Source organism: Mitsuaria sp. 7 (genome assembly GCF_001653795.1).
Taxonomy (GTDB): Bacteria; Pseudomonadota; Gammaproteobacteria; order Burkholderiales; family Burkholderiaceae_C; genus Roseateles.
Genome location: NZ_CP011514.1, coordinates 403,059 through 421,302, shown reverse-complemented (window position 1 = coordinate 421,302; position 18,244 = coordinate 403,059). Strand labels below are relative to the sequence as shown.

At 61.4% G+C, this 18,244-nt stretch carries 14 protein-coding genes; 9 read left to right on the top strand and 5 right to left on the bottom strand.

Going from position 1 to position 18,244, the window contains the following annotated elements; all coding sequences use genetic code 11:
• Positions 1 to 335 precede the first annotated feature (335 nt).
• Complete coding sequence (locus ABE85_RS01960; RefSeq protein WP_067269607.1) at positions 336 to 1,304, bottom strand: MBL fold metallo-hydrolase; 969 nt, start codon at positions 1,302 to 1,304, stop codon at positions 336 to 338.
• A gap of 202 nt (positions 1,305 to 1,506) precedes the next feature.
• Between ABE85_RS01960 and ABE85_RS01955 the strand changes: the two genes are divergently transcribed.
• The 8 genes from ABE85_RS01955 (at position 1,507) to ABE85_RS01920 (ending at position 9,942) form a co-directional block, all read left to right on the top strand.
• Positions 1,507 to 2,442, top strand: a complete 936-nt coding sequence (locus ABE85_RS01955; protein WP_067269605.1) for a LysR family transcriptional regulator — start codon at positions 1,507 to 1,509, stop codon at positions 2,440 to 2,442.
• Positions 2,443 to 2,563: 121 nt separating this feature from the next.
• The gene (locus ABE85_RS01950; RefSeq protein WP_067269599.1) at positions 2,564 to 3,190 is read left to right on the top strand and encodes a glutathione S-transferase family protein; all 627 of its coding nucleotides are present in this window, start codon (positions 2,564 to 2,566) and stop codon (positions 3,188 to 3,190) included.
• A gap of 43 nt (positions 3,191 to 3,233) precedes the next feature.
• Positions 3,234 to 4,103: a pirin family protein gene (locus ABE85_RS01945; protein WP_067269598.1), complete on the top strand. Its 870-nt coding sequence runs from the start codon at positions 3,234 to 3,236 to the stop codon at positions 4,101 to 4,103.
• A gap of 17 nt (positions 4,104 to 4,120) precedes the next feature.
• Complete coding sequence (locus tag ABE85_RS01940; RefSeq protein ID WP_067281634.1) at positions 4,121 to 5,491, top strand: patatin-like phospholipase family protein; 1,371 nt, start codon at positions 4,121 to 4,123, stop codon at positions 5,489 to 5,491.
• 126 nt (positions 5,492 to 5,617) lie between these two features.
• Positions 5,618 to 6,262, top strand: coding sequence for a CDGSH iron-sulfur domain-containing protein (locus tag ABE85_RS01935; RefSeq protein ID WP_067269597.1), 645 nt, complete (start codon positions 5,618 to 5,620; stop codon positions 6,260 to 6,262).
• A complete protein-coding gene (locus tag ABE85_RS01930; protein WP_067269596.1) occupies positions 6,259 to 8,019 on the top strand; it encodes a monovalent cation:proton antiporter-2 (CPA2) family protein in 1,761 nt (586 codons plus the stop codon). Before ABE85_RS01935 ends, ABE85_RS01930 begins: the two co-directional genes overlap by 4 nt.
• A gap of 607 nt (positions 8,020 to 8,626) precedes the next feature.
• Complete coding sequence (locus ABE85_RS01925; RefSeq protein WP_067269595.1) at positions 8,627 to 9,727, top strand: porin; 1,101 nt, start codon at positions 8,627 to 8,629, stop codon at positions 9,725 to 9,727.
• A gap of 47 nt (positions 9,728 to 9,774) precedes the next feature.
• Positions 9,775 to 9,942 (top strand): LysR family transcriptional regulator, encoded by a 168-nt coding sequence (locus ABE85_RS01920; protein WP_197507174.1) that lies wholly within the window; start codon positions 9,775 to 9,777, stop codon positions 9,940 to 9,942.
• A 134-nt stretch (positions 9,943 to 10,076) separates the two neighbouring features.
• Here the strand turns inward: ABE85_RS01920 and ABE85_RS01915 are convergent, their stop codons facing one another.
• The 4 genes from ABE85_RS01915 to ABE85_RS01900 form a co-directional block, all read right to left on the bottom strand.
• The gene (locus ABE85_RS01915) at positions 10,077 to 10,463 is read right to left on the bottom strand and encodes a hypothetical protein (protein WP_067269593.1); all 387 of its coding nucleotides are present in this window, start codon (positions 10,461 to 10,463) and stop codon (positions 10,077 to 10,079) included.
• Positions 10,464 to 10,592: 129 nt separating this feature from the next.
• Positions 10,593 to 11,069: a nuclear transport factor 2 family protein gene (locus ABE85_RS01910; RefSeq protein ID WP_197507173.1), complete on the bottom strand. Its 477-nt coding sequence runs from the start codon at positions 11,067 to 11,069 to the stop codon at positions 10,593 to 10,595.
• Positions 11,070 to 11,248: 179 nt separating this feature from the next.
• Complete coding sequence (locus ABE85_RS01905) at positions 11,249 to 12,922, bottom strand: MFS transporter (protein ID WP_197507171.1); 1,674 nt, start codon at positions 12,920 to 12,922, stop codon at positions 11,249 to 11,251.
• A gap of 295 nt (positions 12,923 to 13,217) precedes the next feature.
• Positions 13,218 to 13,553 (bottom strand): hypothetical protein, encoded by a 336-nt coding sequence (locus ABE85_RS01900; RefSeq protein ID WP_067269592.1) that lies wholly within the window; start codon positions 13,551 to 13,553, stop codon positions 13,218 to 13,220.
• Between the two features lie 718 nt (positions 13,554 to 14,271).
• Here ABE85_RS01900 and ABE85_RS01895 point away from each other — a divergent pair.
• Positions 14,272 to 18,240, top strand: a complete 3,969-nt coding sequence (locus ABE85_RS01895) for a hypothetical protein (RefSeq protein WP_067269588.1) — start codon at positions 14,272 to 14,274, stop codon at positions 18,238 to 18,240.
• Positions 18,241 to 18,244 lie beyond the last annotated feature (4 nt).

Here is an 18,244-nt window from a genome sequence, read left to right as displayed (position 1 = left end):
CCACGCGCAATGCGGCGACGACCTTCGTCTCCAAGCTGTTCCACTAACTCGCACTACCTGTCTATTTGCACTGACGGTCTTGAGTGCTAGGGTGTCTAGTGATGCTTCAAACCGCGAAACGACGAGTTCAAACACGTAGCCATCGAGTCGATGGCAACCCGACATATTCAATCGTTCGGAGCGCCGACTTCTCGCTGTGTTCGACGAGAAAAACCACATCGTCCTGGCATCGCGGTGTTCGCCTTGCCCCTGAAGCTCGCCGGCCTGCGGCCATAGATATTCGAGACATGTGCAGGCGAAGGCAGCTGCAGGCCCTGAGGCCTGCAGTCATCGTCTTACTTCTTGAATTCCTTGTATGCCGCAGGCACGTTCACCTGGTTGTGAATCCAACCGTAGATTGCGTAGCCCTGGAAGTTCGGCAGCGTCACCTGGCTGACCGTCTGCTCAAGGGTTGCCCCCTTGGCGATGGCGGCCTTGACCTCATCCCGCAGAGCGGTCAGGTATGCGATGTGCCAATCGATTCCAGACCTCGGCATCGCACGGCCGTGGCCCGGCACGATGACAGCGTCGGCGGGCAAGAAGTCGCGCACCTTGGTCAGGGAGTCCAGCGTGTCTTGGACGTGACCGTCGAGGAGCCAAGGAACACCAGGCTTTTCCGTGACGACCGGATTGCCGGCGAACATCACCTTCGCATCAGGGACCCACACCCAAAGGTCACCACCAGTTTGTGCAAATCCAAAGTCGCGAATCTCGACGGTGCGCCCACCAAGGTCCAGCTGCATCATGCCGCCCTTCGGAATCAGCACGTCTCCCGTCCGAGGCTTAATTTCCTCGATGCCGCGGCCCTTGCCGAAGGCGCCAATCATGAACTTGGTGTCAGCCTCGAAGTTGTGGGACACATACTTCTTGGCTTCTTCGTGCTGGATGATGACCGTCGACTTCGGGAAGTACATGTTTCCGAAGGAATGGTCACCGTGGTAGCTTGTGTTCAACGCGTACGTCGGCACGCCCTTCGTGACCTGCTTGACCTGGTCGAGCACCATGTTAGCCAAGCGCTTGTTGAGCATGGTGTCGACCACCAGCGAGGCGCGGTTGCCAACGATGATGCCGCTGGTCGTGGCCAGTGGGACGCCCTTCGGCGAGAGTTCGGCGGCACCGGTCGGCACCATCGCATACACCCCGTCGCCGAGCTTTTCAGCCTTCAGAACGACCTTGTTGCCGTCCCAGACGGGTTCGTCCGCAGACGCGAAGGGCGAAGCAGCACACGCCAGAACAGCGATTGCGGCAAGCAGTTTGACTTTCATTCAGGTTCCTTGAAGTACAGAGGTCGATGGCGACAGCCTCGGCAGTCGTCGAGGCGCAGTCGCGGCTGGCGCGCATGCTATGCAGGCAACCACAGGCGGTTCTCCCAGGGGCAGAACTCACTGTTCTCGTGGGATGAACGTCGTAGCGAAAAGCCGGTGTGACCGTGCCGGACAATGAACTTTTGACGAGGAGTAACTGACGATGCAGGACCGTTTCGAGGACCTCAGGACCTTTGTGGCAGTCGTTCAAGGCCGCAGCTTTGCGTCCGCTGCCAGGCGGCTGGGCGTCGTCAAGTCCGCCGTGAGCCGCCGGGTTCAGGAGCTCGAGGAACGGCTGGGCGTGCACCTGGTGAACCGGTCCACGAGAAGCCTCAGCCTCACCGACACGGGCCGCATCTTCTTCGAGAAGGCGACGGCACTCTTGGCGGCACTAGAAGAGGCGGAGGGCCTGGCGTCTCATGGCGCCTCGGAGCCAGTTGGCAGCCTTCGAATCCTCGCGCCCTCCTCTTTCGGCCGGCTTCACCTGGTGCCCATGGTGTGCGGCTTCCTTGAGCAGCACTCAAGGCTGTCTATCGAGTTGTCCTTGAGCGACGACGTGGTCGACCTGGTGTCCGAGGGCTTCGACATGGCGGTCCGCATCGGCGAGCTACCCGACTCGAGCTTGTCGGCTCGCTCCCTGGGCACGGTACGACGGGTGGCATGCGCCAGCCCGGCCTACATTGCCCGGTTTGGCGCACCGAAGCAGCCCTCGGAGCTCGCCCACCATCGAGGAATCCAATACTCAATCGTCGACGAGCAAAAGTTCTGGCGGTTCGTAGACCCTCGAACAAAGAAGGAGCAAAGCGTCACCGTGCATTCGCGCCTTCGCATGAACACGGGGGACGCCTTGTGCGAGGCAGCCGTGGCGGGTGCGGGCATTACCGTGCTTCCGACGTTCATCATCCATAAGCTGGTGGCGGCAGGCGACCTCGTGCCGGTGATGCTTCCCTACGAGAAGGTGCCCGCAGCGTTGAACGTGGTCTATCCATCACGCAAGCTCGTCCCGGCAAAGGTAAAGGCGTTCGCCGACTACCTCGCGGCCAAATGCACCCCGCAGCCGTACTGGGACCGAGAGGTGTTCGGCTCGGCTTCTGCATAGGCCAAGTTGCCGCCGGCTGAACTCTGAGTTCTCGCCCGCGGAAACGAGGCCCACCTGCGGCTTCTACCCTCGCAGCTCCAACCTGCCCTCGCCGCAGGTGCGCATATTTGGGGCTTCGAACATGTACACGCTTTACTACTCTCCCGGTGCTTGCTCACTGTCGGTCCACATCGTCCTCGAGTGGATTTCTGCGGATTACAAGGCCGTCAAGGTCAGCCCGTCTGACCCGGACTTCCTGAGGGTGAATCCCGCAGGCGCCGTGCCCGCGCTCGACCTCGGAACCGGCTCGCCGCTCACACAGTGCTCTGCGATTCTGAAGTACCTGGCTGGCAAGTACCCTGCAGTCGAGCTCGACGCTCGTGAGAGCCCCGAGCGCGAGGCCGACCTGGCGCGCTGGGCTGCGTTCTTGACCGGAGACCTGCATCCGGCGTTCTTCCCCGTGTTCTTCGCACAGAGGTACACGACAGATACCTCTGACGAAGCGCTCAGCAAGGTGAAGGCTGCCGGCCTTCTGCTGGTCAAGAAGAAGCTCGCCATCCTCGACCAGCACCTGGAGGGCCGCGACTTCTTCGTGGGCGGGAAGCGCAGCTACGTCGATGCGTACTCTGTCCCGATGGTCCGCTGGGCGAAGAACTTCCTGGCGGAAGGTCTGGCTGAGTTCCCGAACGTTGTGCGTCACCACGAGGCGCTGCTAAAGGACGCCGCCGTCGTCAAAGCGATGACGGACGAAGGCATCTACGGTCATTGAGCACCGCGACGTCAGCTGTTCGAACGACCGTCAGGGAACCGACATGATGCGACATCAAAGCAAACGGTATGTGGTGGCCGTTGTGCCCAGCGAGCAAGCCAGCGACGGCGCAGGCGTGCGACTGCGCAGGGCCGTCGGCATGCACGGACTGCCGGAGGTTGGACCTTTCCTTCTTCTGGACGAAATCCATTCCAGCGACCCGTCGGCGTACATCGCAGGATTTCCGCCGCACCCCCATCGCGGCTTCGAGACAGTGACCTACATGCTGTCCGGCCAGATGCAACACCGCGACAGCACAGGCGGCCAAGGCGTCATTACAGGCGGAGACGTCCAGTGGATGACGGCCGGGAGCGGCGTCATCCATTCGGAGATGCCTGCGCAGCAGGACGGCTTGATGTGGGGATTTCAGCTTTGGCTGAACCTGCCCAGCGCGCAGAAGATGCGCCCGCCTGAGTACATCGAGTTGAAGTCGGACTCGATACCCGAGGTCAAGCTCGACGGTCTGACCGTACGCGTGATTGCCGGGGCGTTTGAAGGCGCCACCGGTCCAGCGCCTGAGCGCGATACGCAGCCCCTGTACCTTGACGTCCGCATGACCGCGGGCGCCAGGCACGAAATACAGGTGCCGGAGGGGCACGACTGCTTCGTCTACGTGTACGACGGCGTGCTGACCACAGAAGCCAATGGTGCCCAGGTCACGGTGCCCCGCAAGTCGACGGCGCAGCTGTCGCGCGTCGGCAGCGTTGCAGCCGAGACCGGGACGGGTGCCTCGTTCCTCTTGATTGCGGGAAAGCCTCTCGGCAAGCCCGTCGCAAGGACGGGCCCCTTCGTGATGAACACCGAATCCGAGTTGGAGGTTGCCATGACGGACTACCGAACGGGCCGGCTCGTTCAGGCACCGCCTAAGCGATGAGGGGCGCCGATGGGCGCATGGCCTTTCGGTTGGGCTTGCTTGCAGTTGCGACCAGCCTGGCTGGCTGCGCAAGCCGCCCGGTGAACCCAAGGCTGCAGACGGTCGACCAGAGCGCGGGATACCGGGATAGCACCCGCATCAAGAACAAGACGCTTGACGACACCGAGGTCATCGTCACCTTCTCCGGCGGCGGGACGCGCGCTGCGGCGTTCGCCTTCGGCGTGCTTGAGGAGCTGCGCCGTCAACAGGTTGAGGCCAGAGGCAAGCCCGTTCGCTTGCTGGACGAAGTTGGCTTCATCTCAGGCGTGTCCGGTGGCAGCTTCACCGCACTGGGCTACGGCCTCTATGGTGAGCGCCTGTTCACCGAGTATGAGCAACGTTTCCTCAAGCGCGACGTTCAGGCAGAAATCATCAAGCGGACCCTCAATCCCGCCAACTGGGGGAAGCTTTGGTCGACCGGTGTCGGACGCTCCGAACTAGCGGCCGAGTACTACGACGAAATCCTGTTCGAGGGAGCCACGTTCGGAGACCTCGCGAAGCAGCAAGGTCCGCTCGTGGTTGCGGGCAGCACCGACATATCGACAGGAGCCAGGCTCGCCTTCGCGCAGAACGACTTCGACATCATCTGTTCGGACCTCGCGGGGGTGAAGCTCTCGCGCGCGGCCGCCGCGTCGTCAGCCGTACCGGTGGTTCTGTCCCCGGTTACCTTCAACAACTACGGTGGCACGTGCTCGTACGAGTACCCGGCGTGGGTGCACTCGACCGACAAGGGACGGCGCGCCGCCTCTGGAAGACTTCATCAGCGCTACCTGGAGATGCGTAGCTTTCAGGACAGCGCCGAGCGACCGTACTTGCACCTCGTGGACGGCGGCGTGGCAGACAACCTTGGGCTGCGGCCCGTGCTCGAGAGGTTTCGCGCGGCTGAGCTCAGCCCGGAGTTCCGCAAGACCTTGGGTATCGAAAAGCTCAAGCGCACGCTGCTCATCATCGTGAACTCCCGTTCCGACCCCCAACTGGACTGGGACAAATCAGAAGACGGTCCAACCGCGCTTGCCCAGTTGCTGAAGTCCGTCAACGTTCCCATCGACAGGAATTCGTTTGAAGCGGTCGAGCTTATGAAGGACTTGCTTGGAAGGTGGAAGCAGACACGGGAACTGGCGCTCCAGGGTCAAGCTGATGAGGGCGGCCCGCAGCGGATAAGGCTCTATCCGGTGGTCGTCAGCTTTGAGGGAGTGCAAGACCCCCTGCTCCGCTCCAGGCTCATGGCCTTGCCGACGTCCTTCTCCCTGCCAGACAGCGACGTCGACTTGTTGCGCAAGGTCGCCGGCGACCTCCTGCGTTCATCGTTCGAGTTCAACGACTTCGTCAGGGACTTGAAGGAACAGTGAGCTTGGGCTGCATGTCCACGACGGGAGAACAGTGAGTTCATTTCTTCAGTGAAACGGGATGGCTTGGCGCATCACCATCGTGAGTTCATCCAACAGCGTGTTGGAGCTAGAACTGGAGTGAGCAGCATGGCGGTCGAAGTAGAGAGCTACGCGGGTAAAGATGTGACCATCAGCATCGTGCCCGACAGATGCATCCACTCCCGAAATTGCGTCTTGGGCAGGCCGGACGTGTGGGTCCCGAACGCCGAGGGCCCTTGGGTCCACCCTGACGCGGCTCCGGCGGAGACCGTCGCAGCAATCGCCGAAAGCTGTCCCTCGGGTGCCATTCAGTACGAGCGGCACGACGGCGGTCCGCAAGAGGCGGCTCCGTTGGTGAACGTGGTCCGGATTCGCGAGAACGGCCCCTACGCATTCCACGCCGAACTGAATGTGAACGGAGACACCAGCAGCACGCGCGCAACGCTGTGCAGATGCGGAGCCTCCAGGAACAAGCCTTACTGCGACGGCAGCCACCACGAAGCTGGCTTCAAGGCAACCGGCGAACCTGCAACCCTCGAATTCGAAGCACTGAGCCTCCGCAATGGTGCGCTGACCATCACACCGCTCTCGAACGGCCCCCTTCGAGCCTCAGGGGCCTTGGAAATCTGCGCCGGCACCGGACGCACCGTGACGCGCGTCGGCAATGCGTTCCTCTGCCGCTGCGGCGGCTCGTCGAAGAAGCCGTTCTGCGACGGCACCCACCAAGCCATTGGCTTCACGGACCGTCAATGACCGCAGACAGCGCACACGGCTTCTCCCTCCTGCAGCCCTTGGTTTTCCTCGGAGCCGCTTGCGTGGCAGTGCCACTCTTCCGAAAGCTCAAACTCGGCGCCGTCATCGGCTATCTGGCTGCCGGCGTGGTGATTGGTCCCTTTGGCCTCGGCCTCATCAGCGAGGCCAAGTCCGTCCTCACGCTGGCCGAGCTGGGTGTGGTGCTTCTCCTGTTCATCATCGGGCTAGAACTCAAGCCCAGCAGACTGTGGGCCATGCGCAAGGACATTGTTGGGCTGGGCCTGGCGCAGGTGCTTCTGTGCGCGGCAGCGATTGCAGCGATTGCCCTGCTGTTCGGGCTTGGCTGGAAGGCCGCTGTCATTGCAGGAGCCGGGCTGGCGCTGTCATCGACCGCCTTCGCGGCGCCTCTGATGGCCGAGAGAAATGAACTCGCATCGCCCTACGGACAGCGTGCGTTCGCGGTGCTGCTCCTGCAGGACTTGGCGATTGTTCCGCTTATCGCCTTGGTCGCACTCTTGGCGCCAGCCGGAACTGGTGGGGCGACTGAAAACGGGTGGATGGACATCGCCTGGATGCTGGCGGCGGTCGGCGCCATTGTTCTTGTGGGCTTGTACCTTCTGAACCCCGCCTTCAAGGTCCTCGCTGCGACGGGTTCCACCGAAATTATGACCGCGTCTGCGCTGCTGGTCGTGCTCGGAGCAGCCGCGGTCATGCAGTGGGTGGGCATGTCCATGGCCATGGGCGCGTTCCTCGCAGGAGTCCTGCTGGCCGAGTCCAACTTCCGCCACGAGCTGGAAGCTGACATTCAGCCGTTTCGCGGCCTGCTGCTTGGGTTGTTCTTCATCGCCGTCGGCATGGGCATCGACCTGCCATTGGTCTCGGACAACCTGGCCGTCATCGCCGCTGCAGTGGTTCTCGTCATGCTCGTGAAGACGGTGTTGATTTGGGGGCTGGCGCGCTTCACTGGCTCTGACCATCGCGACGCGCTTCGCATGGGCGCCGTCCTCTCGCAAGGCGGGGAGTTCGCCTTCGTGCTGTTCACTGCTGCCGCGGCCTCGCAGGTGATGACAGCCGAACAAGCCAACCTCTTGACCGCCATCGTCACGTTCTCGCTGGTGGCGACGCCGGCGGTCTTCTCGGCAGCCCAGTGGGCGGTCAAGCCAAAGGAGGCCAGTCAGTACCCGGAGGACTTCTCCGAGGCGAGCGGAAGCGCGCTCATCATCGGCTACGGCCGCTTCGGCCAGGTGGTCTCGCAGGTGTTGAGGTCCAGGGGCTTGGACCTCACGATGATTGACAGCAACGTCACCGCCATCGAGGCCGCGTCTAAGTACGGCCACAAAATCTACTTCGGCGATGGCTCAAGGCTGGACGTCCTGCGCGCCGCCGGAGCTGAGAGCATGAAGCTCATCGCCGTCTGCGTTGATGACGCAGCTGCAGCCACACTGGCAGTGCAGCACATCGCGCAGCACTTCCCCCTTGCCAAGGTTGTCGTGCGAGCGGTCAACCGGGCCCACAGCATGGAACTGGTAAAGCTCAACGTAGACAACCAGGTGCGGGAAACGTTCGAGTCCGCCATCTACCTCGGCAAGACCGGGCTACAGGCCTTGGGAGCGTCGACCAGTGAGCTTGCGGCAATCGAAGAGGATGTGAGGCGGCGAGACGCCGAGCGGTTCGCCATTCAGCTGGCCGAGGGGATGCATGCGGGGCGCGAACTCCTGTTCGCCAGCGCCGTGCAGCAGTTGCCTGAAGAGAGCTGAGAGCCCCGTGCGGGCCGTGGAACGGAAGGCAGCGCCTACGCTAAGCGCGCTAGCGCGGCCTTTTTGACTGGGGCAGCCTTCTTGGCGACCACATTTTCTTCGCTGGCGCTGTTTTTTTTGGCGGGCGTCGCCTTCTTGGCTGGTTCGGCCTTCTTCGCCACCGCCAAGTAGCCCGAGTTCGCGTCCCTGAAAGCTGTCTCAGAAAACAACCAGCTGACCCAAAAAGGCATTCACTCGCAGACCGCGCTGGTGCAGGACGTCGCGAAAGCCACCGTCTTTCCGTGGCGACGAACAAGCGCTCCACCGCAGACCGCATCAACAGGGCAGACATCAGCGTCGAGTAGTCCGCATACCGTTCACCGGCGGTGCACGCAGTGTTCCGTTCGCAGGATTTTTACGGACCACGGCCACCCTAACCTCGCCACGCTATCTGGGAATGACGCCAGACCAATCTGCGGGCCGCTTACGAGGCCGGGCGCTGGGCACGGCCACAACCTGAAGCGGCGCGCTTCGCCTGCAAGGCCCCCTCGCCTCAAACCTGACCGCCACGCCCGAGTGGGTCCAGCCAAAACGCGTCGGGCATGACCAAACAACTTCCAAGAAGCCCATGAAATCAATCAGCCTCCTCGCACTCGCCGCCCTTGCGTCGACAGCATCAGCTCAAACACGCGTAACGCTCTACGGGCTCGTCGACGTCTACGTCGCTCGGTTCTCAGGCGCACCTAGCGGCGTGAATGCGACCCACACACCGGTGAAGCGCCTCGAGAGCGGGGGCATGACTACAAGCCGCTGGGGCGTGCGCGGAACGGAAGAACTCGGCGACGGCCTCTCGGCGGGCTTCGAGCTCTCCAGCTTCCTGCGCGTCGACGGTGGTCAAGTTGGGCGCAGCGACGCTGTGGGCGCCGTCGCCGCCGACCCGTTCTGGTCACGCGAAGCTTCGGTCAATATTGCGGACAAGCAGCTTGGACGCATCCGCCTGGGCAACTTCTCGACGCCGATGTTCTCTGCCTCACTGGGAAACAACGCGTTCCTCTCCTCGACCGCGTTCTCGCCTTTGAACGTGGTGACCTTCATCGGCGGCCCGTTGACGGGTGGCTCGGGCTGGACCAACCAGGTGGGCTACGACAGCCCGACTTGGGATGGAATTTCGTTCACCGCAAGCGTCTCGGCGGCCGAAGGGCAAGGCGGCCGCAATTCGAGCGCCGGCGTGTATTACGAAGAGGGTCCGTGGAAGGCGTCGGCGATTTGGCAGTCGGTGAAGAAGAATCCCCTGACGTTCGCTGACGGCACTTCGCCCAACAACACCAAGGCTTGGCAGCTCGCCGCCTCCTACGACCTCAAGGCGGTGAAGGTCTTCGCACACGCCGGTGTCATCCAGAACGATGGCACCGAGGTCACGTCGGTGGCCGTGAAGTACAAGATTTGGGAACTGAGCGCGTCGGTTCCCATGGGCCGTGGCTCCTTCCTGGTTGCCTACGCCAAACGCAAGACGGACGACACCGTGGCCCCAGTCGCTGCCACGGTTTTTGGTGGCAACAAGAAGCGGGAGGTGTACTCGGCCGGCTACGACCACTTCATCTCCAAACGCACGGACCTCTACGCAGTGGTTATGCACGACAGCACAGTCACTAGCACCCTCCCCGGCCCGGGTCGACTCGTCGATGCGAGCGCCACGAACTTCGGTGTGGGCATTCGGCAAAGCTTCTGAGACGCGCCATGAGGGCGGGCTCGCGTCACCATGACAAGTTGGCGGACGTGCAGACCTTTGCCATGGTCGTCAAAGCCAGCGGCTTTGTAGCTGCCGCCAGTCGCATGGGCATCGTCAAGTCGGGGGTCAGCCGACGCACCAAGGAACTCGAAGAGCGCCTGGCCACCCAGTTGGCCATTCAGACAACTCGGACCTTCCGGCTGGCCCCAACCTAAAGGCGAAAGCTGGCCGGCTCTCGCACAACCGGGGCGCCGCTCAGCCCCCGAGGCGGGTTCAGCCATTCACCGTTCCCAAGATGTCTCATGAATGCCTCTCGCTGCATGGTGGGTGAAAGGTGCGCCCGACGCGGTCAACGCGCCGGCTCTTTCCGGAGCGCTATCGTCGAGAACAGCAGCCCCAAGACCCAGTACAGAGGCCCCTGCAGGCCCGGCCAAAGCGGCAGATAGCCTGGCAGCAGAACGAACATGATGAACCCCACGTCGGTCACGCTGACTATTGCCAGGTTGGCGAAGTAGCCCAACTTGGAGTTCCGCTTGTTCAGCATGATGGCGACAGCAATCGCTGAAATCGCGAAGAAGAACAGATTCCACGCGCCTTGAAAGAGCCGCCCCTGTGTCATCGACGGCGTCACCGTCGTGCCAAGTTGGTACACCAGATAAGCGGCTTGGATATGCAACACGCCCCATAGGACGTAGAAGACCGTCGCCAGCTTGCTCCACACGTTCGCAAACGCCATACCTACCTCTTCAGTTAGACGGTGACCCAAGATTGGCCAGGTCTGCTTGAGCCGCCTCGGCACCGAAAACTGAGTTCTGCGCCTGAGAACCAAACACCGAGGCAGCGAGCAAGCAGCTTCTTCAAACTCTCAAACGTTGGTCGTCCCGCCGTCTGGGTTTGCCTTGATGAGGTATTCACCGCTCTCGCGGAACGAGCGCACCGTAGCGAACGTGTCCTCCATGAACTGAACGTACGAGAGCTTGCCGTACTTCACGCGTGCCAATACGGCGAGGGGCGACATCACGGTCTTCTTCAAGGTGTTCGAGGTGTACGTGAAGCTGCCGAAAATTGCAGCGCCATCCTCGTTCTCGAAGCAGTCCTGAACTTGGAAGTCGTCGACGGTCCAGAAGCGTTGGACATCAATGAAAGTCTGAACCAGACCTTCCGTCCCCTTGGAGGTGCCCGCCCAAGGCAGAGCTTCTTTCACCTCCGGTTTGCCGTAGTTCAACGAGACGTAGACGAAGTCGTCCGTGGTGAATTGCTTTACGAACTCAAGGTCGGTCGGATTGGACAAGACCTTCTGAAGTACAGCCAATGGCGACGCCTCAGTTGCAGCCTTGGCCACGGAAAACTCTTGCGCAGAGATAGCGCTCGCGGGGAGCGAAGATGTCATAAGGTCCTCTGTCGAAAGCGACCACTCTAGACAGCCGGACACGCAAGGGACGCACCGCCAGTGAACTCAGAGTTCTGCGCGTGAGAACCATGCGAGTGGCGGCAACTACTCGGTGGAAGTCGTCAACGCGATTAAAGTTGCGTTGGCTGCGCCGGCGCCGCACCTCGATATCGACCAGCGCCTCGGAACAAGCGGACATGCGGCGTTGTCCCAGGCATGACCAGGGCTTGAACCGCGGCTTCCAACTGCTGGTCGACGAACGTAGTGCGCGGCGTCAGTCGCAAGTAGTCCGTCCAGCTCTCAACAGCGAACGATTCCCGATGGATGGAACGGTCAGACTGGTCTCGCCAGTGCCGCCAGGTCATGGCACCAGCCCTACGCCTGGCTTCCTCCAATCCCCAGAGGGCGTACGAGAACTGTTCAGCGTTCTCTTCGACCACTCGGTACTCAACGGTCACGAGGACCGGCTCCAGGTCGTGCTCTGGGTCCAAGACAAGCTGCTCGTCCACGAAAGGAGCCGGCCGCAGGTCCAGCGTCGCCGAGTCCACGAACGGCAATCGCCACACGACGGCGAGGCTGACCAGCTGAAGAACGCCGGCGCACAGGAGGGAGGCTTGCAAAGACCAGGTCTGCGCGAGGTAGCCCCAAAGCAGCGAGCCTGCGGCTGACACGCCCATGAACGTCATCACGTACATGGCCAGCATGCGCGCCCTCACCCATCCGGCGACCGTGTTCTGCACGCCAACGTTGAGTAGCGTCAGGTTGGCAATCCAGCCGGCGCCGAAGAGCGCAGCGGCCACGGTGGCAAGCCATGCGTTGCTCGAGAGCGCCAACCCGATGGTCGTCACCCCTGCGAGAGCTGTTCCTCCTGCAGTCAACCGCTCGATGCCCAAGCGTGCACGCAACTTGGACAGCAGCAGCGCGCCGCCGACCGACCCAACGCCCACAGCCCCCAGCAGCAGTCCGAACCCGTCGGCGCCGAGCCCAAGCTGCTTGTTGACTACCAGCGGCAGCAGAGCATTGAACGCGCTGGCGAAGGCGAAGAAGAGCGTAGCTCGCAGAAGCACTACGCGAATCCCGCGCGCGGAGCCAACGTATCGAACGCTGGCCCGCAGAGCTGACAGGAAGTGCTCAGGAGGCAGGCGTGACGACCTTGATGTCTGCCGCCAGCTCCAAAGTGCCGCAAGCACTACGAGCGTGCTCAACGCGTTGATGCCGAAGGTTGCGGCAGCGCCAGCGACGCCCACGACCACTCCTCCAAGCGCTGGTCCCAACGTGCGGGCAACGTTGTTGCCAATGCCGTTGAGCGTGACAGCCGGCGTCAACAGATTGCTCGGCACCAAATCGGGAACGACCGCCTGGAAAGCAGGAGCGGTCATGGCCGCGCCAACGCCGAGGGCGAAGGTGCCGGCGATGAGACCCTCTGGCGACAACTGGCCCAGGTAGGCGGCCGCGCACATGGCAACGGACACCAGCACCATCCAGGCGCTCGACCACAGCAGCAGCTTCCGGCGGTCGACGATGTCGGCAAAGACGCCTGCAGGAAGGCCAAAGATGAACATAGGCAAGGTGGAGGCTGCCTGCAGGGCAGCAACCATCACGGGTCGCGAATCAGCGGCGAACATGAGCCAAGTAGCGCCCACTCCTTGCATGGCCGTGCCGATGTTGGAGATGACAGATGCAATCCAAATGGCCAGGAACGCGGTGACTCGGAAGGGAGCCGTCAGGGAGACCGGGTCAGCGGCCTGAGTGGGTTGTTTCGTCTGGGGTTCATGCGGCTCCGGCAAGCTGGGCACGCGGCTCACCGACCAGACTTCCAGGGCCGGATGGGGAACAGGGGATGCATTTCTTCTCCATGAATGCTGCAGCCCGGACCGGCGCCGCTGATGGGCCGCACGCTATCGGTCATGCACCCTGACGGCCGTCCCTGGGGAGCACGCAGCGTTCACCTCACCAGAACGCCGCCGATGGCGCCATTTCCGGAGGTCGCACCATCTCTGGGCCGAGGTTGAAGAAGAAGGTGAAGGCGAGCCTTGCCGCCACTCGCGGTGAACGGACGCGGCTAGCTGGCCAGTCGTTGCCCATCACGAGTGCCCGCGCTCAGAGACCCTTCTTGCGAGCCTGCATGGTCTCGACCTGAGCCAAGACTCCGGCCAATTCGCGGAAGACCTGACGGCGACGCGCCTCCACCCGCACAAACGCCTCATCGCTCGGGGAGAGCTCCAACTCTCCAAGGTGCGCATTTCGCAGCCAACCGCTCAAGCAGTGCCGCGCTATTTCCAGCGCCCGCTGCGACTGCCCATCGCCGCCTGGGCCTTCAGCGATGCCGAAGATGTCCGCAATGGGAATGCCTGCGGCCGTCGCCGCAGACATCGCGAAAGGGGTAGGCAACGGGAATAGCTGGCGCGTGCCGGAGCAACTCGGGCTTGAGTTCATAGCAAGTTCGCGTCGGGCAGGGAGGACGCAACTGTGGTTCGGGGATGGCCGCTGCAGCACGTACGTAAACCCGCAGCAACCGTTTGACTGTCGCCGCGGCACGGGTCAGCGCGACAGCCCTTCCCTTTCACGGTACCGGGAAGCACCGACGGGAACTTGCGAAGGGTCAAATTTCAACGGGTTACAGCAGGCCACGACGCTAGCTTCTCGACCCGCACGCCTGGTGCCAATACCGTTTCCAGGCGTGCTGACGGCAGGATGCCGCGGGCTTCTCACAACTTCTCGCGCGGTTTGAGAAGTTTGCGCGAGCAGCGCACGGATTCACGACTGGCCGAGCGGGCTCAACAGGCGTGTTCATCCCCAGTTTCTGTGGACAACCCTGTTGGAGGAGCGAGGCGTCTCCTCGCAAGGCGTTGATTTCGAACGGTGACCGTCGCGCTGCCTCATCGTTAGGCAGTTGCGGCTCGGCCGCCTCCGGTAGCTTCACCCCCAGCATTCACAGCGAACGGGAAATTCACTTCCACCGTTGCAGCTATGCGCGGCTGCAGCGGTCTTTGAGCGACGTGTAGTCGCAAAGATGCGGTCCGCTAGCGTCCGGATGGCTGGCGTCCAGCACGTTCGTCGCAAAGAGCTTCGACTGGCTAAGCGCGACAATTCCACCAACAGCCGAACACCAGCGACCGCCTCAACGCGTCGCAAACGAACCACCAGGAAATGCATGAGCGAAGCGAGCGGCGGAAGCCACGGTCTTGAGGGTCTTGTCTACCAAGCGCTTGTATCCGTGTGGGTGGCCCTCGACCTACTGGTCGTCAACCAGCGAACTGAACGCATCGAGCTGGAACCTGCAAGTCAAGAGGACCTGGAGGCTGAGCTCAGGGATGACGAGGCGCCTCCCAAAGCCGGTACGGCGGCTCAGACCTCCTCGTACAGGCTTCGAGTTCAGGTGAAGTTCACGAGCGGTGAGCCGTGGGACCTAGCCCGCTTTCGTGCTCTCGTGAAGCATGGCAGCGCCAACAGACAGTCTGCCCGCGAGCAGCTATCCGCAGACCCCGGCTCCAGATACCTGCTCATCACCAACAACGCCGTCGTGAACAAGCTGAGAGAGCTGGAGGTTACCGCTATCGGTGTCTGGCCAGAAGATGGTGCCCTGCCCGCTTTTTTAGATTCGCCTGATGGGTCAGTGCCCGACGATTTGAGCTCCAGGTTAGCAATCGTTGGAAATTGCACCTACGAGTACTTGAGTTGGAAGATTAAGAGTCACCTCACAAGCGACTGCCACGTGCCGTTGTCTCGCTGCGTCGAGTGCCTTACATCCCTCCATCACGACGCCATCGCTCGAATGCGTCCAAGCGCGGACCACACTTGGCGCAGGTCCGACCTTGAAGAAGTCATCCAACGCTTTGGCGGCTACCTCAGCGCGTCACGCGAAGAGGCCGAATACGTAAAACCGCAGAACTGGTCGACCATGGTCGACAGACTAGAGCGCAACCACGCCATCATCATCAAAGGTGAGTCCGGCACAGGCAAGACGTCTGCAGCAAGAGCGCTGCTAGCCCACCTGCGTACATGCAAGCCGGGCATTGAAGTAAAAAACGTGTTCACGCCGAACGACATCAGAGAGCATTCGCGTCGACCGGTTGCGTTCTATTTGGATGACCCTTGGGGGAAGAGCCGCTTCGAGCCTCACAGCACCTCGTGGAAAAACGAGCTTACCAGCAACTTTCAAAATGCTGGTCCGGATTGCTACTTCATTGTCACCACCCGAAGCGATATCTATCAAACTGCCGCGCTCGGCGAAAAGCACAAGCGCTGGATTACGCCGCTAGAGAGCAGCCACTACGAACCGCGAGACCGGTATGCGATGTACAGGAATCGCATGAAGACTGTTCCGAAGGACTTCCAAGCCTTGGTAGCCGACATGCGTGGAAGTGTCTTGAAGCAGCTGCAATCACCGTATGAGATTGACCAGTTTTTCAGCAACCTCATTGGACTTGAGTTCCCGGATGACCGACAAGACTGGCCCCGGCTCATCGAGCACGCAGCAACGACAGCTCACCTTGACGCTGTTCAAGACAACATTCGTGAGCAGGTCTCAAAGCGAGACGCTTCCGTGGCTGCGACCGTCCTTTGGGGAGTTCTGGCTGTCTGCAATCACGCGCGCAGAGATTTTCTTCGGCGTGTTCACACCCGAATATCGCAACTTGCCCCTGGCTTGACGCACATCAAGCTGGATGAGCTAGTGAGCTTCTTCGCAGCGGGAACGAGCCTCAAGGCAAGCGACGACTCAGTAAGCTACGGGCACCCTAGAGTCGAAGCTGCGCTGGAAAGTCTGGTGGCGGCCGACCCGGTGCCGGCTCAGGCGGTGCTGCGGACGCTGTCGCAAGGGATGTACGACTTGTTCGTGCATGGTCGACGAGAAAACGCACCCGAGATGCTTGCAAAGCTGTCAGCGGCATTGCCTCAAGACATCGACAAGCTAGTGGTCTTCGAGAGGACTCACGCCGATGCCATGAACGAATGGTTGGTAGCTCGCTGCTTGGAAGGCGGACCCACCTTTCAGGACCATCTTGGCGAGCTGGAACGGTCTGGGATGCCGGGATTTGCTCCGTCCGAGGTTGCACGATTCTTGACGGATGGCGGTGTCTATCACGTGTTTGGCGCCGACACGTTCGACCCGTTTGTACCCACGGATGAGTGGCTCAGTGCAGCCTCTTCTGACCCGAGAACGCCAGCCCTTTGTGCGAGCTTCATCATTGGCATCTTGCCTGTCACGCACTACGAGCCGCAGGACAACTTCTTCGAACTGCTCGAGCGCATCGCTGGAGACCAAACGCCAGCATTTCTTGAAGCCCTGACTGACCTCGTTGTAAGTGGTCACCGCTCCACTCACTTTGACCTCATTCTTGAGCACGCTGCTCGTGATTTGAATGGTCTCAAAGCAGTCGCAGAGCAGGCACTGCACGCGTATCAGCTCATCGACTTCTCCGTCGATGAAGACCAAGCCATCGCGATTGAGGACAACTACTACGGCTCTGAGCATGGTGAAGGCCCTCCAAACTGGTGGGAGAGCGCTCAGGTCGCATCCGGTGTAATTGAGAGGTTCGTAGAGAAAAGCAGGGAACGACTTGGCTGGCGGGTGCTCTCGTTAGACCCATCGCTGCAAGGCATGGAGCCCTGGCTGGTGAAGGCCGCCGCTGTTAGTGCCCGCGGCGGTGCGGCGGCTGACCCTAGTGAAGTTGCCCATCTTTGGGACAGGATGGCTGGAACTCCGCACGAAGGGGATTTTTGGGAAGTAGTCCCCCAACTCTGGTCCAACGACTTCGCGGAACCTTTGATTTCGCGAGTGCTTAACCGGGAAACGGCTCCAGGGGTGCGATGCAAGGCGATAGCATGCGGCCGCGAAGTCGATGGCGGCGGACTCCTAGCAAGAGCCGTGTCCCGCTTAGCGGCTGTTGGAGCGTGGTCCGGCGTGCTCGACTTACTCTCGGAAATCCGAGGTAACAGCCATTGGGACGAACAATTTTCATTGATTGCGTTCGTTACGGCGCTCGACGCGGTCGCAAATCCGCACCGTTTAATGCTGGCCAGCGTTCTCAACGGCACACCGCTTCCGGAGGTCAGTAACGACACCTTTGCGGGATTCTTGGCAGGGCTTTCTCCAACCACGGAGGCCGCATTACTGGCGCTTGTACAGGCCATGGTGCGTTGCCAGCGCGACCCAATCAATCATGTGCGACGGCTCTTGAAGACCTGCGAGGGAGGCACTTGTGCTGCCCAAGCAGTTCTTGTGGCCAGGACCTTCGTCCCAGTATCGGAACTTCAGTCGGCGACACTCCACGGATACGGCAAGGTAAGGGCCGCTGCCCTAGAGTCCTTATGCCTCAATCGTCACCCGCAACGGCTGCAAGAGCTTATGCGCATGACCGACGACCGGAGTTGGTACGTCAAGGAGGCAGTGGCGCGAATTGCGGGTGAGGATGCTCGCGAGTTCAAAGCCGTTCTCAAGAAGCAGCTCGGCGATACTTGGACGGAAGACCACTGGGCGAGTGGAGATGACCATCAGCACCTACCTATAGCCAGATTGGCGGCTAAGGCGCTTGCCGCGTTAAACGACCTGGACAACGACGACGTTGAGGACCTCTTCTTCTGGGCTCAGTTTTGCAGAGACGCCGACGTGCGTCTGAAGTTGTTCAAGCTCATCGTCAAGAACGGGTCGACAAGGCACAGAAAGCTTCTCATCGAAATCTGTATCGCTCCTGAGGCAGAGCTTTGCCGTCCTGAGGTAGCTGCCGCGCTTGGAATCCTCGCCGACCACATCGAGCCTGAACTAGCTGCAGCGATTGAGCTTCGACATCTGCTTGAACTCGACGCTTTCGTGGCGGTTCGACTCGCAAGGATGGTCGGTGCGCGTCTAGACGCGGAAGTTGCATCGACATATGCAGAGTCGCTGCGGGGTGACGCTGAGCGCCGCGTCCTACTTCTAGCGCTTGGGTTCGGCGCTGCGGGTCGCCCGCAACTAAGAGCAGCCGTCACCGGGATGTTGCCAACGGCTCATCCAGCTCTTGGCGTGTTTTCCCCCGCGAAGGCAGACATCCCGCCAGAGTGCCTGTCGGAACTTGGAGGCCATCAAGAGGTGCGCGCAATCCGGCGTGCGTTTAAGAATTGGTTTATGGAAGAAGCTCACTAGAGCT

Bases quoted from the DNA above. Each gene is read 5' to 3' on its own strand.
- ABE85_RS01955 (WP_067269605.1), top strand. From the start codon at position 1,507: ATGCAGGACCGTTTCGAGGACCTCAGGACCTTTGTGGCAGTCGTTCAA.
- ABE85_RS01935 (WP_067269597.1), top strand. From the start codon at position 5,618: ATGGCGGTCGAAGTAGAGAGCTACGCGGGTAAAGATGTGACCATCAGC.
- ABE85_RS01945 (WP_067269598.1), top strand. From the start codon at position 3,234: ATGATGCGACATCAAAGCAAACGGTATGTGGTGGCCGTTGTGCCCAGC.
- ABE85_RS01895 (WP_067269588.1), top strand. From the start codon at position 14,272: ATGAGCGAAGCGAGCGGCGGAAGCCACGGTCTTGAGGGTCTTGTCTAC.
- ABE85_RS01950 (WP_067269599.1), top strand. From the start codon at position 2,564: ATGTACACGCTTTACTACTCTCCCGGTGCTTGCTCACTGTCGGTCCAC.
- ABE85_RS01960 (WP_067269607.1), bottom strand. From the start codon at position 1,304: ATGAAAGTCAAACTGCTTGCCGCAATCGCTGTTCTGGCGTGTGCTGCT.
- ABE85_RS01915 (WP_067269593.1), bottom strand. From the start codon at position 10,463: ATGGCGTTTGCGAACGTGTGGAGCAAGCTGGCGACGGTCTTCTACGTC.
- ABE85_RS01900 (WP_067269592.1), bottom strand. From the start codon at position 13,553: ATGAACTCAAGCCCGAGTTGCTCCGGCACGCGCCAGCTATTCCCGTTG.
- ABE85_RS01930 (WP_067269596.1), top strand. From the start codon at position 6,259: ATGACCGCAGACAGCGCACACGGCTTCTCCCTCCTGCAGCCCTTGGTT.
- ABE85_RS01940 (WP_067281634.1), top strand. From the start codon at position 4,121: ATGGCCTTTCGGTTGGGCTTGCTTGCAGTTGCGACCAGCCTGGCTGGC.
- ABE85_RS01925 (WP_067269595.1), top strand. From the start codon at position 8,627: ATGAAATCAATCAGCCTCCTCGCACTCGCCGCCCTTGCGTCGACAGCA.